Annotated in this window: 17 protein-coding genes; 11 read left to right on the forward strand and 6 right to left on the reverse strand. The window is 68.7% G+C overall.

Features of this window, described 5'->3' with window-relative positions:
* Nucleotides 1-73: 73 nt before the first annotated feature.
* Nucleotides 74-1,549: an HNH endonuclease signature motif containing protein gene (locus tag ASG64_RS02545; protein ID WP_156388238.1), complete on the forward strand. Its 1,476-nt coding sequence runs from the start codon at nt 74-76 to the stop codon at nt 1,547-1,549.
* Between the two features lie 84 nt (nt 1,550-1,633).
* Here the strand turns inward: ASG64_RS02545 and ASG64_RS02550 are convergent, their stop codons facing one another.
* On the reverse strand, nt 1,634-2,488 hold the full coding sequence (locus ASG64_RS02550) for a Bax inhibitor-1/YccA family protein (protein WP_056069727.1): 855 nt from the start codon (nt 2,486-2,488) through the stop codon (nt 1,634-1,636).
* 221 nt (nt 2,489-2,709) lie between these two features.
* Between ASG64_RS02550 and ASG64_RS02555 the strand changes: the two genes are divergently transcribed.
* Nucleotides 2,710-3,165: a hypothetical protein gene (locus tag ASG64_RS02555; RefSeq protein ID WP_042573685.1), complete on the forward strand. Its 456-nt coding sequence runs from the start codon at nt 2,710-2,712 to the stop codon at nt 3,163-3,165.
* Nucleotides 3,166-3,196: 31 nt separating this feature from the next.
* On the opposite strand, the gene ASG64_RS02560 is transcribed toward ASG64_RS02555, so the two are convergent.
* Nucleotides 3,197-4,318 carry a class I SAM-dependent methyltransferase gene (locus ASG64_RS02560; RefSeq protein WP_056069730.1) on the reverse strand — a complete coding sequence of 374 codons (1,122 nt, stop codon included), beginning with the start codon at nt 4,316-4,318 and terminating at the stop codon, nt 3,197-3,199.
* Nucleotides 4,319-4,400: 82 nt separating this feature from the next.
* Between ASG64_RS02560 and ASG64_RS02565 the strand changes: the two genes are divergently transcribed.
* From ASG64_RS02565 to ASG64_RS02595, 7 genes are all read left to right on the forward strand, one after another.
* Entirely contained in the window at nt 4,401-5,396 is a 996-nt protein-coding gene (locus tag ASG64_RS02565) for an NAD-dependent epimerase/dehydratase family protein (protein WP_056069732.1), read from the forward strand.
* A 97-nt stretch (nt 5,397-5,493) separates the two neighbouring features.
* Nucleotides 5,494-6,087 carry a biotin transporter BioY gene (locus ASG64_RS02570; RefSeq protein WP_042573625.1) on the forward strand — a complete coding sequence of 198 codons (594 nt, stop codon included), beginning with the start codon at nt 5,494-5,496 and terminating at the stop codon, nt 6,085-6,087.
* Entirely contained in the window at nt 6,087-7,205 is a 1,119-nt protein-coding gene (locus ASG64_RS02575; protein WP_056069735.1) for a thiolase family protein, read from the forward strand. The genes ASG64_RS02570 and ASG64_RS02575 overlap by 1 nt, the downstream gene beginning before the upstream one ends.
* A complete protein-coding gene (locus ASG64_RS02580) occupies nt 7,202-7,882 on the forward strand; it encodes an energy-coupling factor ABC transporter ATP-binding protein (protein WP_056069738.1) in 681 nt (226 codons plus the stop codon). Before ASG64_RS02575 ends, ASG64_RS02580 begins: the two co-directional genes overlap by 4 nt.
* Nucleotides 7,879-8,502: an energy-coupling factor transporter transmembrane component T family protein gene (locus tag ASG64_RS02585; RefSeq protein WP_042573628.1), complete on the forward strand. Its 624-nt coding sequence runs from the start codon at nt 7,879-7,881 to the stop codon at nt 8,500-8,502. The genes ASG64_RS02580 and ASG64_RS02585 overlap by 4 nt, the downstream gene beginning before the upstream one ends.
* A complete protein-coding gene (locus tag ASG64_RS02590; protein ID WP_056069741.1) occupies nt 8,499-9,893 on the forward strand; it encodes a class I adenylate-forming enzyme family protein in 1,395 nt (464 codons plus the stop codon). Before ASG64_RS02585 ends, ASG64_RS02590 begins: the two co-directional genes overlap by 4 nt.
* A 146-nt stretch (nt 9,894-10,039) precedes the next feature.
* Nucleotides 10,040-11,047, forward strand: coding sequence for a substrate-binding domain-containing protein (locus ASG64_RS02595; protein ID WP_056069744.1), 1,008 nt, complete (start codon nt 10,040-10,042; stop codon nt 11,045-11,047).
* A gap of 80 nt (nt 11,048-11,127) precedes the next feature.
* Here the strand turns inward: ASG64_RS02595 and ASG64_RS02600 are convergent, their stop codons facing one another.
* On the reverse strand, nt 11,128-12,465 hold the full coding sequence (locus ASG64_RS02600) for an MFS transporter (protein WP_056069749.1): 1,338 nt from the start codon (nt 12,463-12,465) through the stop codon (nt 11,128-11,130).
* A 138-nt stretch (nt 12,466-12,603) separates the two neighbouring features.
* Between ASG64_RS02600 and ASG64_RS02605 the strand changes: the two genes are divergently transcribed.
* Complete coding sequence (locus ASG64_RS02605) at nt 12,604-13,971, forward strand: FAD-binding oxidoreductase (RefSeq protein WP_056069752.1); 1,368 nt, start codon at nt 12,604-12,606, stop codon at nt 13,969-13,971.
* A 36-nt stretch (nt 13,972-14,007) separates the two neighbouring features.
* On the forward strand, nt 14,008-14,652 hold the full coding sequence (locus tag ASG64_RS02610; RefSeq protein WP_056072522.1) for a class I SAM-dependent methyltransferase: 645 nt from the start codon (nt 14,008-14,010) through the stop codon (nt 14,650-14,652).
* Here ASG64_RS02610 and ASG64_RS02615 read toward each other — a convergent pair.
* From ASG64_RS02615 to ASG64_RS02625, 3 genes are read right to left on the reverse strand one after another with little or no spacing between them, the layout of a single operon-like run.
* Nucleotides 14,628-15,725 (reverse strand): prenyltransferase, encoded by a 1,098-nt coding sequence (locus ASG64_RS02615; protein ID WP_056069755.1) that lies wholly within the window; start codon nt 15,723-15,725, stop codon nt 14,628-14,630. The genes ASG64_RS02610 and ASG64_RS02615 overlap by 25 nt on opposite strands.
* Entirely contained in the window at nt 15,712-16,464 is a 753-nt protein-coding gene (locus tag ASG64_RS02620) for a class I SAM-dependent methyltransferase (protein ID WP_056069758.1), read from the reverse strand. Before ASG64_RS02620 ends, ASG64_RS02615 begins: the two co-directional genes overlap by 14 nt.
* Entirely contained in the window at nt 16,458-17,708 is a 1,251-nt protein-coding gene (locus tag ASG64_RS02625) for a glycosyltransferase family 4 protein (RefSeq protein WP_056069761.1), read from the reverse strand. Before ASG64_RS02625 ends, ASG64_RS02620 begins: the two co-directional genes overlap by 7 nt.
* Nucleotides 17,709-17,729: the final 21 nt, after the last annotated feature.

Genomic DNA, 17,729 nt, shown 5'->3' on the forward strand with positions numbered 1-17,729 from the left:
GATCGAACATATGTTCGACTTATTCGTCGATTCGGGGTAGTGTTCTCCGTGATCCCGGGGGGGGGTGATCGAGTTGGACACTGTGACTGTGGAGTCGCTGATCGCGGACAAGACCGCGGCACAGGCGCAGCATGCAGCGACCGTGCTGAATGCTGCCGAGTACATCGAGACCGTCACGCTCCGTGAACTATCCGGTGACCACACCCTCGTCCCCGAGGATGTCGAGGCCTCTGCTGCCGCGGAGGTCGCAGCCGCGTTGTCGGTCTCGGGGTCGGCCGTGTCGGAGTGGCGGACTCTGAGTGCGTCCGCACGTCCCGCGGTCCGAGAGGCATTCGCTGCCGGCCGCCTCCCCTATTCCGCCTTCCGAACCGTCGTGCGCTCACTCGCCGGTGTACCGGGCTTGACCGAGGCGAACGTGCAGGAGATCCTCGCGGTCGCTGAACGCTGCACTACCGGCGCTGTCGCAGCTGCGGTCGACCGCGTCCTCGCCCGCCTGGATTCCGCGTGGCACCGCACGGCCAGAAACCGCGCGACCGCGGAACGGACACTCACTGTCCGCCGCCTCGCGCGCGGTCAGGCCGAGTTGCGCCTGCGCGGGCCGCAGGAACAGATCGCGGCCGCACGCCGCGCTGTCGCGGACACCGCCCGAACCCTCTGCCACGCACTTGACGTGCCCAACGGTGCGCGGTTGTTCGACGCTGCTGTCGCCACCCTGACCGGTGAACGGCCCGCCTGCGCGTGCGAGATGCCCGAGTGCAGCAGCCGCCACGCCGAAAGGCCCGGGATGCTGGCGTGCATCGTCCTCGACGCGGCCACCGCTGCCGGACTCGCGGGTGAACCAGGCCACCTCGTCGGGTGGGGTCCTGTTCCCGCCGACGTCGCCCGCGCACTCGCCGCCGACGCCACCTGGCAAGCACTCATCACCAGCACTCTCGGTGAGCACGGGGACACACCGGACGACATCCGGGAGGTGCGACGCACCCGTCGACATCCACCCGGCTGGAGCCCCGGCGACGGAGAGATTCGCAGTAGATTCACCGATGCCGTCGACGAATACCTCGACGAACTGAGGATGCTCGCCGACAAGTTCCCCGACGACCTTGCCCGCCGCAGAGGCCCGAACCCCGACGGTCATGGCGGCCGACACATTCCACCGGCCGGGGCACTGACCTACCGGCCCACCGACGCTGTGGCTATGGCGGTCACCACCCGGTATTCGTCATGCGTGCACCCGGGCTGCGGCGTGCCCAGCGCCGACTGCGACCTCGACCACATCGTCCCGTTCGACCACAGTGACCCGCTTCGCGGCGGGTGGACGATCATCGACAACCTCGAACCCCTCTGCCGCCACCACCACGGACTGAAGACCCGCGGCCAATGGACCTACCGCGCACTGGAACACGGCATCATCCACATCCGCGATCCGCGCGGTCGCGACTACTTCACGGCGCCCGAACTGCCCGTGCGCGCACACAGTGATTCCGTGGAAGAGATATCGCCGGCTCCACCGAGAGACGGGCCGGAAGACACCTTGCGGTGGAGCGCGTGAGATCGTTCCCGGCCCGGAACAGCGAACAGCCCCCGTCCTCTTTCGGAGGACGGGGGCTGTCGGCAGTGATGACGACCGGTGAAACTAGTCGTTGTTGAAGTAGCTCAGCAGTCGCAGGATCTCGACGTACAGCCAGACCAGGGTGATGGTCAGTCCGAGGGCCACACCCCAGGCTGCCTTTTCCGGAGCCTGAGCCCGGATGAGCTGATCGGCGGCGTCGAAGTCGAGCAGGAAGCTGAACGCGGCGATGCCGATGCAGACGAGGCTGAAGATGATGGCGACGGTTCCGCCGTCACGCAGGCCCAGTCCGCCGGGGGTGAAGAAGCTGGCGACCAGGTTGCCGAGCATCAGCACCACGACGCCGATGAGGGCGCCGACGACCATGCGGGTCAATCGCGGGGTGACGCGGATGGCGCCCGTCTTGTAGACGACCAGCATGCCGAAGAAGACACCGAACGTACCGAGCACGGCCTGCGCGATGAGGGCGCTACCGCCGACACCACCGAATTCGATGGACGTGAACATGAGCGACAGGGCTCCGAGGAACACGCCCTCGAAGGCCGCGTACGCGAGGACCAGCGGCGCGCTGTCCATCTTGCGGCCGAAGGTGGCCACCATGACGAGGACGAAGCCGATGAGTCCACCGCCGATGACGAACATCGGAGCCAGGTCCGGGTTGTTGCTCGCGAGGACGTAGCTGACGATCGCGGCGACGGTGAGGACACCGAGAGTCGTGGCCGTCTTGGTGACGACGTCGTCGATGGTCATCGCACGCTGCTGCGGACCGGTCTGGTACGGCTGCGGCTGCGGCTGGCCCTGCGGAGATCCGTACTGCTGGGTGACCGCACCGGCGCCGGCGGCGGCCGAACCGAACGACGCGTACCCGCCCCCCGACTGCTTGGGCAGATTGCGGAACACCGGGTTGCTGGAAGTGCGCACCGTGTCTCATCCCTTTCGTGTGGTGGAGCCTGTGAACAGAACAACGTTCGGCGACGACGGAAAAGTTCCCATCGGACAAAACGGACTCTACCGGCCGTGATCCGGACCGGACGAGACGGAGGTCGTGCGCGGACGAACACCTGGAGTACACACCACCGGGTTGCGGCCCGCGACCGCTGCCACACGTTTGTGGCCGCAGCGTTACGGGCACCATGGACAGCATGAGCATCGAAGACGGACCCGGAGACACGCTGGACCAGAGTGAGAGCCTCGACTCGGACGAGATCCGGGGCACGGACGACGTCGACGACGTGGTGACCCCGCCGGACTCGTGGACCGAGGCCGACAAGTTCGGCACCACCGAGCGCGAGGCACGAGAGGGTGAGAGCCTCGACCAGAAGCTGGCCGAGGAAGTTCCCGACGTCCCGCTCGAGGAGGAGCTCGACGTTCCGGTCGCGGCGACACCCGACGACGATCTGACCGAGGAGCTCGTCGACCGCATCATCGACAGCGACGACGAGAACGACTACATCGCGGACGCCACCGAGGACGACGGCACCGACGGCGCCGCCGTGAAGGACGCGGACGTGGTGGACGGGGTCGTGGTGGAGAATTCCGCGACGCACCGCGGCCAGGTCGACGGGACCCCCGAGGACGCGGGCTCGTTCTACGAGTGAGCTCCGAGCAACCGAGCAGCTGAATTCACCGTCACCGGATCGACTTGGTGACGGTGAATTTTGCATTCCGTCCCATGACCTCGGTCGGTCCCACCATGCGCCCGAGCATGGGGGTGAAGCGTAGATGGGAGTTGTGCACGGTCCACAGTTCTCCGCCGGGTCGCAGGACCCTGCGTGCGGCAGCGAACAATTTCTCCGCACCTCCGGTGTGTACGGCGGCGTTCTCGTGGAACGGCGGATTGCACAGCACGACGTCGGCGCTCGCGGCGGGTTCCGACGCCATCGCGTCGTCACGCCGGACGGTCAGGGAGACACCCGACGCCTCTGCGGTCGCGAGAGCGGACGCCACGGCCGCCGCCGACCTGTCCGTGGCGACGATCTCCGCGTCGGGACGCAGCCGAGCGGCGAGAACGGCGAGAATTCCTGTGCCACAGCCGAGATCGACGATCCGGCGAGCGTCGGGTGCGGTCCGGTCGAGGAAGGAACACAGGAACCGGGTGCCGATATCCAAGCGGTCCCCCGAGAACACGGCCCCGTGCGCGACCACGGTCATGTCGAGATCGGCGACGGTGGTCCGCACCGGATAGGTGAACGACTCGGCGGGCGTCGGGTCGGAGGCGACGAGGCCGCGGGACTTCTGCGACGCGCGTGTCGCGGTGACCGTGCCGAAGCTCGCCGCCAGGACGTCGTTCATCGAGCGGCTCATGTGCTTGAGCCGACCCGCGGAGAAGACCTGCACCGACGGATCCGCCCACCGCGCGATCGCCTCCGCGATCTCGGTGAGCTCGGCCAGCGCGCGAGGAAGCTGCATCAGGACCACGGAGGCGCCGTCCAGCAGTCGTCGGTCGAGTGCGTGGTTCGTGTAGACGGCAGCCATTCCCAGCGCATCGGCGTTGCGGGCCAGCGCCAGTTCGGATGTCAGAGGGTCCTGGTGCACGCGGATGCCGCTCAGGCCGTGGGCCGCTGCCGCGCCCAGCGTCAGCGCGCCGTACCGGTCGCCGATCACGACGACCGCGCCCGGCGTCGCGGCCGACAGCGCGTCGGCGGCCTCGGACAGGACGAGTCTGTCGGAAGCGTCGACGGCGGTGAGGTTGGGCGCCTCCACGTCGGGCGCCCTGCCGAGTGAGTCCAGAACGTCCGCGAGATCCTGCATCGCTGCAGTCTGTCACCCGTGAGGATCGACCGCGGAATCCGTTCCGTGCATGGATCACCACCTCGAAGGGCATCCTCGGCACATGGGAATCACAGTGGCGGTGACCGGACCGACAGGCGAGATCGGGATGTCTGCAGTCGATGCACTCGAGAAGGATCCGGCGGTCGACCGCATCCTGGGTATGGCGCGGCGGCCCTTCGACACCTCGGCACACGGGTGGACGAAGACGGAGTATCGGCAGGGCGACATCCTCGACCGGGAGGCGGTGGAGTCCTTCGTCGCCGAGGCCGACGTCGTTGTCCACCTGGCATTCCTGATCATGGGCTCGCGGGCCGAGAGTTCGCGCATCAACCTCGCCGGTACCCGGAACGTGTTCGAGGCGACCGTCGCGGCAGCGAAGCCGAGCCGGTTGGTCTACACCTCGTCCGTCGCCGCGTACGGGTATCACGCGGACAACCGGGTGCCGATCACCGAGGACACACCGACCAGGGGCTCGAAGGAGCACTACTACTCCGAGCAGAAGGCAGAACTCGAGTCGGTCCTGACGGAGGTCACGTCGGGCTCGGACCTCGACGTCTTCGTCCTGCGACCCTGCATCGTCGCGGGTCCGAAGGCGCCGGCGCTGGCCGACTCGATGCCGTGGCGGTCGTTCGCCTCCAAGCTCCCCCAGCCGGTGGCCGCTGCACTCGGCGCGGTGCCCCTGATCCGACCGCTGTTCCCTGATCCCGGACACCCGCTGCAGCTGGTGCACCACGACGATGTCGCCGCGGCGATCGCGGCCGCCGTCACGACGGACGCCGCTCCGGGGGCGTTCAACATCGCCGGGGACGGCGTCGTGTCGCTGTCCGAGGTCGCCTCCGCCCTCGGCGCCCAACCGATCCGGGTGCCGTCGATTCTCGGATCGGCAGCGTCGGCGGTCATCCGGACGCTGCCCGTCGTGCCGTCGATGGTCGAGTGGGTGCATGTCGGCCGGACCTCGGTGGTCATGGACACCTCCAAGGCCAAGCGCGAACTGGGTTGGCATCCGAGATACAGCAGCGCCGCCACACTCGACGCACTCGTGTCGTCACTGTCCTGACCGGGCGGGACTTGCACGAGAAGCAGGCGCGAGGCTAGCTTGACCATCGCACTTGAACACCGTTCAAGTCTCGTCCCCGGCCTCAGGAGTTCGCACGGTGTCCACCACACGTTTCTCGGCTCGAGACCTCGCGCAGGTCGCCGTCTTCGCCGCGCTCATCGCCGCCCTCGGGCTTCCCGGATCGATCACCGTCGGGATCAGCGGCGTGCCCATCACCCTGCAGACTCTCGGCGTCATCGCGGCCGGCGCTGTTCTCGGAGCACGCAAGGGCGCAGCCGCGGTGCTCGTCCTGCTCGCGCTCGTGGCCATCGGCCTGCCGCTTCTCGCGGGCGGTCGCGGCGGTCTCGGAGTCTTCGCTGCGCCCAGCGTCGGATACCTCGTCGGCTGGGTCGTGGGCGCCTTCGTGATCGGCGCGCTCACTCGCCTCATCGTGCCCGCGTACCCGCTGTGGGCCGGTCTGCTGGTCAACGCCGTGGGCGGCATCGCCGTCATCTACGTGTTCGGCATCCTCGGTCTACTCGTGCGCACCGACCTCGGAATCGGCGCGGCCATCGCCTCCACCGGCGCCTACGTCCCCGGAGATGCACTCAAGGTCGTCGTGGCCACCATCGTCGCGAAGGGCGTCCACCGGGCATACCCGGGTCTGATCGCACCGCGTCGCCGAGTGGCGGCTCGGACGTCCACCGTGTGATGGTCGCGCAGCCCGTCATCGTCGTCGCCCGACGCACCGCGGTGGGAACCGCCGGCCACGCGTTCGCGACCTGCACGGCCGCCGACCTGGCCGCGCCCGTGCTGGCCGACGTCGCCCGGCGGGTCGCCCATCTCGGACCGGTCGACGACGTCGTCCTCGGCAACTGCCTCGGCCCCGGCGGCGACATCGCCCGCGTCAGCGCACTGCAGGCGGGACTCGGTCACGGCGTACCCGGCGTGACCGTCGATCGGCAGTGCGGATCGGGACTCGACGCGGTCGCCCTGGCGTCCTCACGCATCCGAGCGGGCGACGACACCCTGCTGCTCGCGGGGGGCGTCGAGTCCGCGAGCACCGCGCCGTGGCGCTACTTCCCGCCGACCGGCGGACAGGACCCGGTTCGCTACACCCGCGCGCCGTTCACCCCAGCAGGAACTCCGGACCCCGACATGGGCGTCGCGGCGGACGATCTGGCGCGGCACCTCGGCATCGACAGAGCCCGCCAGGACCTGTACGCCGAGCGGTCGCACAGGCTGGCATCGACCACCGACTTCTCGGGCGAGATCGTGCCCGTCGCCGGGGTCACCGCGGACGAACGCGTTCGTTCCGGCCTCACCGCGGCGCGGCTCGGACGGTTGCGGCCGGCCTTCTCCGCCGACGGCACCGCGACGGCCGGGAACTCGTGCGGCATCTCCGACGGTGCGGCGGTCGTCGCCGTCACCACTGCCGACCGCGCCGACGGGCCGGCGCTCCGCATCCTCGGATGGTCGGTCGCCGGAACCGACCCGGCGCTACCGGGACTCGCGCCGATCCCCGCGATCGAGGCCGTGTTGTCGCGCTGCGGGGTCGCACCGACGGACGTCGGCATCGTCGAGATCACCGAGGCGTTCGCGACCGTCGCGCTCGCAGTCGTCGATCGCCTCGGCTTCGATCCGGACATCGTCTGTCCGGGCGGCGGCGCCATCGCTCTGGGCCACCCGTGGGGCGCCTCCGGTGCCCTTCTGCTCGTCCGGTTGGCTACACAGATGGCATCGACAACCTCGCCCGCGCTGGGCCTCGCCGCATGCGCCATCGGAGGCGGTCAGGGAATCGCGATGCTCGTCGAGCGGGTCGACCGGTGAGCGTCATCCGCTTCGAGCACGTCTCGCACGGCTACGGTCAGCGAAGCGTGCTGCAGGACATCGACCTCGAACTGACCGAGTCCCGCATCGGCATCGTCGGCTCCAACGGGTCGGGGAAGTCCACTCTGGCGCGCATGATCAACGGCCTCGTCTCCCCGAACGAGGGCACCGTCACGGTCGACGGTCTCAACGTCGCCCGCAAGGGTGGACAGGTCCGGCGCAAGGTCGGCTTCGTCTTCACCGACCCCGACAACCAGATCGTCATGCCCACCGTCGCCGAGGATCTCGCGTTCTCGTTGCGACGGACCGGCGCCGGCAAGGACGACGTGCGCGACCGTGTGTCGGAGATGCTCGACAAGTTCGGCCTGGCCGGCCACGCCGACCACCCCGCGCACCTGCTCTCCGGTGGCCAGAAGCAGATGCTGGCGATCGGTGCGGTGCTGATCCGCCGACCCGAGGTCCTCGTGGCGGACGAGCCGACCACGCTCCTCGACCTGCGCAACGCCCGCAAGGTGGGACGCGTCTTCGACACCCTCGATCAGCAGGTCGTCGTCGTCACGCACCATCTCGATCTGTTGACGAACTTCGACCGCGTCATCGTCATCCATGACGCGCGCGTGGCCTACGACGGACGTCCCGCGGACGCCTTGCCCGCCTACGAGGCGTTGCTCGAATGATCGGCCTCTATCAACCGGGTCGATCACTGCTGCACCGACTTCCGGCCGGCACCAAGCTTCTGCTGCTGATGGTTGCGGTCGTCGCCGTGATCGCCCTCGTGCGCAGACCCGTCGATGTCGCCGTGGCCGCCGCCCTGGTGTGCGGAGCGTTCGCGGTGGGAGGCATCGGTCCCCGTGTCGCCCTCGCACAGATCCGCCCACTGTTCTGGATGGTCGCTCTCATCGCGGTGTTCCAGGTCGTCTTCACCACCCCGGCCCGAGCAGTGGTGGTGTGCGGCGTCCTGGTGGTCACCGTCGCGGCCGCGAGCCTGGTCACTCTGACCACCCGCGTCACCGAGATGCTGGACGTCTGCGACCGCCTCCTGCAGCCTTTCCGGAGATTCGGGGTGGATCCCGACCGGGTCGGACTGCTTCTGGCACTGACCATCCGGCTCGTTCCGGTCCTGACGGGGATCGTCCACGAGGTGTCGGACGCACGCAAAGCCCGCGGGCTGCAATGGTCGATGACGGCGCTGGCGACACCCGTCGTCGTCCGTGCACTCCGCACCGCGGACGCGCTGGGAGACAGCCTCGTCGCGCGGGGTGTCGACGATCCGGCGACCGATCAGGACGACTCGTGATCGCCGCACGGATCGAGCGATGGGCGCATGACACCCCGGACTTCCGCGCGGTGACCGCGGCGGACGGGTCGCTGACCTATCGGGAGCTGTGGGATCACTCGGGTCGCGTCGCTGCGCGAGTCGCCGGAATGGCTCGTGTGGCAGTGCTTCCGGCGTCCGACCTCGGCTCGGTGGTCACTCTGATCGGCGCGATACGCGCGGGTTCCTCGCTGGTCCTGCTGCATCGCCATCTCCTGCCCGACCATCTCGCATCCGTGCTCGACATCAGCCGACCCGGGGCTGTCGTCGCGTCGACACGCGGCAGGGACCGTCTCCGACGACTCGGCTACGACGGGCCCCTCGAGTCGCCGACGGATCTCACGGCAGCGCCGGCGACGCCTGTCGCCGATCCCGACGAGTCCGCCGAACTGTTGGCGGGGCTGACATCCGGAACGTCGGGGAAGCCCAAGCTGTTCGTGCGGTCCCGCCGATCCTGGACTCGCACCCTCGATCGCTCGGACGAGGAATTCACCGTCGACGAGCACTCCCGCGTCGCCGCGCCGGGCGTCCTGGACCACACCCATTTCCTGTACGGACTGGTGCATGCTCTGACGCGAGGTGCCTCGGTGGACCTGCGACCGGTCGACTCGTGGGCCGCGAGCGGCGCCGATCCGACGCACGTCTACACCGTTCCCACCATCGCGCACGACATCGCTCGACGCGTCGACCTCACCCCGGGAAGTATCCGAGAAGTGTTGTCCTCCGGTGCCTTCTGGCCCGAATCCGGGAGACGCGCCCTGTCGGAACGCCTACCCGGGGCCACCCTCGTGCACTTCTACGGAGCGTCGGAACTGAGCCTCGTCGCCGTGTCGTCGTCCGCCGAACCGGTTCCGCCGGGCTCCGCCGGGCGACTGGTGTCCGGGGTGCAGGCGCGGGTGGTCGACGGTCTGGTCGAGGTACACAGCGACATGAACTTCGACGGCTATCTGACCTCGCCGGACGACGCGGTACCGACGGGTGGTCCGATCGACGGGTGGATGGGTGTCGGCGATCGAGGCGAGGTGCACGACGGGTGGCTGTTCCTCACCGGTCGCAGCAGCGACACCATCGTGCGCGGCGGCCTGAAGGTCGAACCGATCGACGTGGAGCGAGCGCTGCGGGAGTTTCCCGGCATCGTCGACGCCGCGTGTGTCGGAGCTCCGCACGTGCGGATGGGGCACGTGCCGGTGGCGGCAATCGTCGTCGACGACCCGGTCGATCCCGCTGCGTTGCGACGCCATCTCCGGAGCCGTCTGGAGGCCCCCGCGCTCCCCGCCGCCGTGGTCACGGTGAGCTCTCTCCCCCGCACTCCGCGTGGAAAGCTCGACCGCACTGCCGTTCTCGCCGCAGTGCAAGCCGAGGCGCGCACCTGACGCACCCGCACCGCTGCGGACGTATTGTCTGGACAAACTATTGACAATGCTTGTGATGTGGATTACACATATCTCCGGGTCGCGACCTCATGATCACGACCTCGTATCCAGCACACCGACTAGTCGGCGTTCGAGAAAGAGACCGAATGACACGTCATCTCACCCGTCGGGGCACCGCTGTGGCTCTCGGCGTCGCATTGAGCGTCACCCTGGCAGCGGGCTGCTCGAGTTCCGGCGGGGCTCCGGAGTCCTCCGGTGACGGCGGCGGCAACGCCGGCACGGCCGACACTCCCAAGGCGACCATCGCGATGATCACCCACGAGGTTCCCGGCGACACGTTCTGGGACCTCATCCGCAAGGGCGCCGAGGCTGCGGCAGCGAAGGACAACATCGAGCTGCGCTACTCCTCCGACCCCGAGGCACCCAACCAGGCCAACCTGGTCCAGAGCGCCATCGACTCCAAGGTCGACGGCATCGCGGTGACGCTGGCCAAGCCGGACGCCATGGCGCCGGCCGTCGAGGCCGCGACCGCAGCGGGCATCCCCGTCGTCGCGTTCAACTCCGGGTACGACGCCTGGAAGGATCAGGGCGTCCAGCAGTACTTCGGCCAGGACGAGACCATCGCCGGCCGCGCAGTCGGTGAGCGACTGACCACCGAGGGCGCGAAGAAGACGCTCTGCATCATCCAGGAGCAGGGCCAGGTTGCCCTCGAATCCCGCTGTGCCGGTGTGACACAGGGATTCACCGGTGGTTCCACCGAGATCCTGAACGTCAACAGCAAGGACATGCCGTCCGTCGAGGCCACCATCACGGCCAAGCTGCAGCAGGATCCGTCGATCGACCACATCGTCGCTCTGGGCGCCCCCATCGCGCTGACCGCGGTGCAGTCGAAGGCGAATGCCGGCTCCGAGGCGACCGTCGTCACGTTCGACACCAATGCCGCACTCGTGGAGGCCATCCAGGGCGGCGACGTGGCGTGGGCCGTCGACCAGCAGCCCTACCTGCAGGGCTACCTGGCCGTCGACTCGCTCTGGCTGTACCTCAACAACGGCAACACCATCGGTGGAGGCACCCCGGTTCTGACCGGACCCGCGTTCATCGATTCGACCAACATCGACGCGATCGCGGAATACGCCAAGGGCGGCACCCGCTAGTCCCGTCACGCACACGAATCCGGTGCGGACATGTTCGCTGAGCGAGCATTTCCGCACCGGATTTCTCGTGTCTCGGGCCGTCAGGCCATGTTCACGTTCCGGGTCTCCACCAGCGCCCGGGTGCAGAACAGGCTCAGCACCGACAGCAGGGCGAGCATGACGCCCACGGCGATGCTGCCGAACTCGGCGGTCAGCGGGGCGGCGAGCAGCGGCGGGATCGCGCCACCGAGAACTCCGGCGAGGTTATAGCCGAGACCGGCGCCCGTGTATCGGAATCGGGTCTGGAACAGTTCCGGCAGCATCGCTCCGGTGGGGCCGTACGCGATGCCGAAGATGGACAACGTGACACACATGGCGACGACGTAGGCCGTGCTCGACCCGGTGTCCAGCAACGGGAACAGCACCAGGGACCACGGGACGGCCACCGCGCACGAGACCATGATGACGCGCCGCCGGCCGACCCGATCCGAGAACGTCGCGGACAGCGCGATGGTGATGCCGAAGATGACGGCGCCGACGATGCCGGTCCAGAGTACGAACGGCCGGTCGAATCCGAGGGTCTTGGTGCCGTAACTCGTGAGATACGCAGTGCCCATGTAGAACAGCGAGAACAGCGAGGCGAGTGCGCCCGCCGCGAGCAGCACCTCCCGCTTCTGCACGTGCCACGCCTCGAGAACCGGAAGCCTGCCGGGCGCCTTCTGCGCGGCCGCCGCCTGATCCGCGCGGAAGATCGGCGTCTCCTCGATCGCGAGCCGCATGTAGAGCCCGATCAGCACCAGCACGGCGCTGAACAGGAACGGTATGCGCCACCCGTAGTTCAGGAACGTCTCGTTGGTGTCGCCGAAGACGGCGCCGGTGACCAGGAACGTCGCGCTGGACAGAATGAAGGCCGCCGACGGTCCCAGCTGCGGGAACATTCCGTAGAAGCCGCGACGCTTCGCCGGCGCGTACTCGGCCGTCAGCAGCGTCGCCCCCGCCCATTCGCCGCCGACAGCGAAGCCTTGGCCGAACCGCAGGACGACCAGGATGATCGGGGCCGCGACACCGATGGTGTCGGCGCCGGGCAGCAGGCCGATGACGAACGTCGACACACCCATCAGGAGCAGCGTCGAGATGAGGGTCTTCTTACGGCCGATGCGGTCACCGAAGTGTCCGAACAGCACGGCACCGGCCGGGCGCGCGATGAACGCCACGGCGAAGGTCGCGAAGGATGCCACCGTTCCCGCCGTCGCCCCGAGCGCGGGGAAGAACACCGTCGGGAACACCAGGGCGGCAGCGGTTCCGTAGATGAAGAAGTCGTAGAACTCGATCGTGGTGCCGATGCCACTGGCAACCGCCACTTTGCGCACGCTCGTCCGCGGGGTGGTGGGTGGTGCTGCGACGCGCGCGGTCGCGTCGTCGGGCGAAACTGTGGTCATGGTTCTCCATCCGAGGTGAGGAACGTCCGAATGGTCGGACTTGCGAGGAACCGTATGTGACCTGAACCACTCCCACTACCCTCCGAAGAGGGGGTCGGCGACGCCGGATGGGATGCCGCTCACAGCTACCCTCGACTGATGATCGTCGATGCACTGCTCGCCGAACTCCCCGCCGATCGGGTCGTCCTGGACCCCGACGTCATGGCGTCGTACCAGCACGACGAGGCGGAGTGGGCGTATTCCACCGCTCCGCTTGCCGTCGTACGGCCCACCACCGCCGAGGAGGTCCAGGCGACCGTGCGCGCCTGTCTCGCGACCGGTACAGCGGTGGTGACTCGCGGCGCAGGTACCGGGTTGTCCGGCGGAGCGAACGCGAGCGAGGGATGCATCGTTCTCGCCCTCGATCGGATGACCACGATCCTCGAGATCGACCCGCTCGAGCGCTATGCCGTCGTCGAACCGGGCGTCGTGAACGATCACCTGCGCGCGGCCGCCGCCGAGGTCGGGTTGTGGTACCCGCCCGATCCCGCCAGCTCACCCTGGTCGACGATCGGCGGGAACGTCGCAACCAACGCCGGCGGACTCTGCTGCGTGAAGTACGGGGTCACCCGCGACTACGTCATGGGACTGCAGATCGTCACCGGGACAGGCGATCTGGTCCAACTGGGTCGCAAGACCGCGAAGGGCGTCGCGGGGTACGACCTCGCAGGTCTGATGGTCGGCTCCGAGGGGACGCTGGGCATCGTCACCGAGATCACCGTCAAACTCCGTCCGCTCCAGGATCCGCAGCGCACCGTCGCCGGATACTTCGACTCGATCGTCGACGCCGGGCGAGCCGTCGCAGCTGTCGCCGCCGCGGGCCTGACGCCGTCGGCTCTGGAACTGGTCGACAAGCAGTGCCTGCTCGCGGTGGACGCCTGGAAGAACATGGGTCTCGCCGTCGACGCCGAGGTGGTGCTGCTCGGCCGGGTCGACACACCCGGACAGGTCGGCGATGAGGAAGCGAAGACGATGATGGCGTGCTTCGACGAGGGCGGCGCCACCTGGTCGGCACTGTCCACCGACCAGGAGGAAGCCGACGCGTTGTTCGCGGCCCGCCGCTTGGCGTATCCCGCGATGGAACGTCTGGGGCCGGTGCTGACCGAGGACGTGTGCGTCCCCAAGCGGCACGTGCCGGAGATGCTCTCGCGCATCGAGAAGATCGGCATCGCCCACGACGTCGTCATCGCCAACATCGCCCACGCTGGCGACGGCAATCTGCACCCTCTGCTGATAACCCCGCGGGACGACGATGCGGCGCGCGCGCGAGCACAGGCGGCGTTCGCCGAGATCATCGACGCCGCACTGGAACTCGGCGGCACCGTGACCGGAGAACACGGCGTCGGACTGCTGAAGATGCACGGACTGGTGCAGGAGCTCGATCCGGTCGTGCTGGCCATGCACCGTGCGGTGAAGGCAGCTCTCGACCCGCGGGGCATCCTCAATCCCGGCAAGGTGTTCGACTAGGCTCGGCGCGTGACCGACACTCCCGCACCGCCCGTCATGCCCGATGATCTCCGCGAGTTCGCCGAGGCGGCAACGGGTTTCATGCCCGCCGACGAGGGTCTCGCACTGTTCGACGCGGCCGCCGAGTTCCTCGGGGACGGGGTCGCGGTCGAGATCGGCAGCTACTGCGGCAAGTCCACCGTCTACCTCGGCGCCGCCGCGCGCGCCACCGGTGGACGCGTCGTCACCATCGATCACCACCACGGGTCCGAGGAACACCAGCAGGGGTGGGAGTACCACGACGAGTCGTTGGTCGATCCGTCCACCGGATCGCTCGACACGTTGTCCCGGTTCCGGCGCACCATCGGCGGGGCGGGCCTCGACGACGTGGTCATCGCCGTCGTCGGACGCTCCAGCGAGGTCGCGGCGATCTGGCGGCAACCGGTCAGCGTCCTGTTCGTCGACGGTGGTCACACGGACGAGGCCGCCGCGGCGGACTACGAGGGCTGGGCTCCCTGGACAGCCGTCGGAGGCGCCCTGCTGATCCACGACGTGTTCCCGAATCCGGCCGACGGCGGTCAGGCGCCGTACCGCATCTACCGGCGGGCACTCGACAGCGGCCAGTTCACCGAGTTGCGAGTAGCCGGGTCACTGCGAGTGCTGACGCGTACGTCCGGTCAGCCCGGCACGCTCGCCGGATAGGACTCCCCCGCGCAGCCGCAGAGTCGGTGCGCGCCGGACAGTCCGACGGGCAGGTCGTCGCCGCGGAAGATGCCGGAACCGGCGCTCGACCGGGACAGCGCGTCGGCCGCGAGGATCATCGCCCCGGTGGTCCACGTGGTCCGTTCGACCGGCCACCGCTTACCGTCCGCGTAGACGAGGCCGGTCCAGTAGGACCCGTCGCTCTCCCGCAGGTGCTGCATGTTCGCAAGCAAGGCGACCGCCGCGTCGCGACGGTCCATCGCGTCGAGGGTCAGTACCAGTTCGCAGGTCTCCGCTCCGGTGACCCAGGGGCGGTCGTCGACGCAGCGGATACCGAGCCCGTCCACCACGAAGTCCGTCCACCGCTCGTCGATACGCCGCAGAGCCGCGGGGCCGCGCACCGCGCCGCCCAGGATCGGGTAGTACCAGTCCATCGAGTAGGACGGCTTCGGAGTGAAGGCCGAATCATGATGCCGGAGAACGTGACCGAGTCGGCCGACCGCCACCTCCCAGTCCGGTTGGGGGTCGCCGATGTACGCCGCCAGTGCCAACGCGCAGCGCAAGCTGTGATGGATGCTCGCGTTCCCGGTGAGCAGCGCTTCCGCACGCGAGCCGTTCGGTCCGGCCGCCCAGGCGATCTCGCCGCGATCGGACTGCAGGGAGAGGACGAAGTCGACGGCGCGGCGCACGGTCGGCCACAGTGCGAGCGCGAAGTTGTCGTCGCCGGTGACGAGGAAGTGGTGCCATACCCCCACCGCGATGTAGGCGCAGAAGTTGGTGTCGGATCCGGCGTCCTCGACGACCGACCCGCGCATCCGGATGGGCCACGTACCGTCGTCGCGCTGGGTGCGCCGCGACCACTCGTAGGCGGCGTCGGCCTCCTCGACCAGGCCGGCCGCACTCAGAGCCATCGCTGCTTCGACGTGGTCCCACGGATCCAGGTGCCCGCCGTCCGACCACGGCACGGCCCCGGACCGCAGTTGGACCGCCGCGATGCTCCGGGCGCTCTCCAGACACTGCTCGGCCGTCAGGACGTCGGGGACGGACGGGACCGCATGCTCAGTGAGCGCCACGCTCGACCTCCGGTCGATCGCGACGGGCCTCCGGCTTGCGCAGGTAGATCACGACGGACTTGCCGATGGCCGGGTTCAGCACTTTCTCGAGGATGCGGGTCGTCCGAGGGGCTTTCATCATGTCCCACACCAGCATCGAGTGATACCCGCGCACCAGTGGGTGGTCGTCGTTGCGCACCCCCACGGCGCATTTGAGCCACCAGTACGGCGCGTGGAGCGCGTGCGCATGGTGAGTGTGGGTGACCTCGAGGCCCGCATCGGTCAGCGATGCCGCCAACTCGCCGGCGCGATAGATCCGCACGTGCCCGCCCTCGTTGGCGTGGTACTCGTCCGAGAGCGCCCAGCACACACGCTCGGGCAACCACCGCGGGACACTCACCGCCACGGTGCCGCCGGGCCGCACGACGCGGGCGATCTCGGCGATGGCCCGAGCGTCCTGCGGGACGTGCTCGAGCATCTCGGAGACGATCACCCCGTCGAACCACTCGTCGGGGAAGGGCAGCGACAACGCGTCGCCGACGACGGTCTCCGCGGTCGCGGACTCCGGAACCTGCTTTTCCTCGGCCATCGCGCCGAACATGACCTTGACCTCGTCGAGTTCTTCCGCGTTCTGATCGAACGCCGTGACATGCGCTCCGCGGCGGTACAACTCGTAGGAGTGACGTCCCTGGCCGCAGCCGATGTCGATGACGCGATCACCCTCGCCGAACCCGAGTCGGTCGAAGTCCATCGTCAGCATGTTCTCACTCGATTCCGTCGTGGTCGGCGACCGTCGTCGATCGCCTTCTCGTACTGCTCGACCGTCGCTGCGGCCACTGCCGCCCAGCCGTAGGTGGAGGTGGCACGTTCGCGTCCGCGTTCACCCATGGCGCGCCGGCGCGGCTCGTCGTCGAGCGCGCGAGTCAGTGCGAGGGCGAGTGCGTCGCTGTCTCCGGGAGGCACCAGATCGGCGCAGAGCCCGTCGGGCCCCACCACCTCGGGAATCGCCCCGGTGCGGCTCACCACCAAGGGCGTCGCGCAGGCCATCGCCTCGATCGTCGGGAGTGAGAAGCCCTCGTACAAGGACGGCACGCAGGCGACGTCCGCCGAGGACAGGACGCGCGCCAGTTCGGCGTCGTCGAGGCCGCTGCGGGTCCGCACGATGTCGCCGATCCCGAGAGCGTCGATCAGGACCCGTGTCGGTCCGGCCGGGTCGACCTTCGATACCAGCTCGAGCTCCACGTCGCGCTCGGTCCGGATCTTCGCCACCGCCTCGAGAAGATGCCGCACTCCCTTGAGTGCGACGTCGGCGCTGGCGACCGCCACGATCCGCCCGGGAACTCGCGGCGCGACTCCCGGTGCGAACACCGTCGTGTCGACACCGAGAGGGACCACGGTGACCGCCGCGGGATCGACGCCGAAGGCTTCGACGATGTCGACGGCGGACGAGTGCGACACGGTCAGCAGGCGCGCGATGCGGCGCGCCACCCGCCTCTGCATGGTCAGGAAGCCGTACCAGCGACGGACGGTGATCTGTCGCCGCCACGGTGCTGCCGCGAGGTCGAGCGCGCGGTCCCGCGTGATCGGGTGATGGATGGTGGCCACGAGGGGCAGCGGAACTCGCAACAGCCCGTAGCTCAAGGACTGATTGTCATGCACGACGTCGAACTCGTCGGCCCGCGCGCGAAGCAGTCGTGCGACCCGGGCACCGAACGTGCGGGGTTCGGGGAAACCCGCGGTCCACATCGTGAGCACTTCGGACACGTCCACGAGGTCTCTGATCTCGGACGGTTTCGGGGTGCGGAACGGATCGTCGTCCCGGTACAGGTCCAGACTCGGGACGCGGGTGAGGCCCACGCGTGGGTCGAGGTCGGGGTACGGCTGACCGGAGAACACCTCGACGCTGTGTCCCTGGTCCACCAGGGCCCTGCTCAAACGCGAGACGTACACGCCCTGTCCACCGACGTGGGGCTTGCTGCGGTAGGACAGCAGAGCGATGCGCACGTGGGTCCCCCGAGCTGTCGC

Origin of the sequence: Rhodococcus sp. Leaf247 (assembly GCF_001426185.1) — a bacterium.
Taxonomy (GTDB): domain Bacteria; phylum Actinomycetota; class Actinomycetes; order Mycobacteriales; family Mycobacteriaceae; genus Rhodococcoides.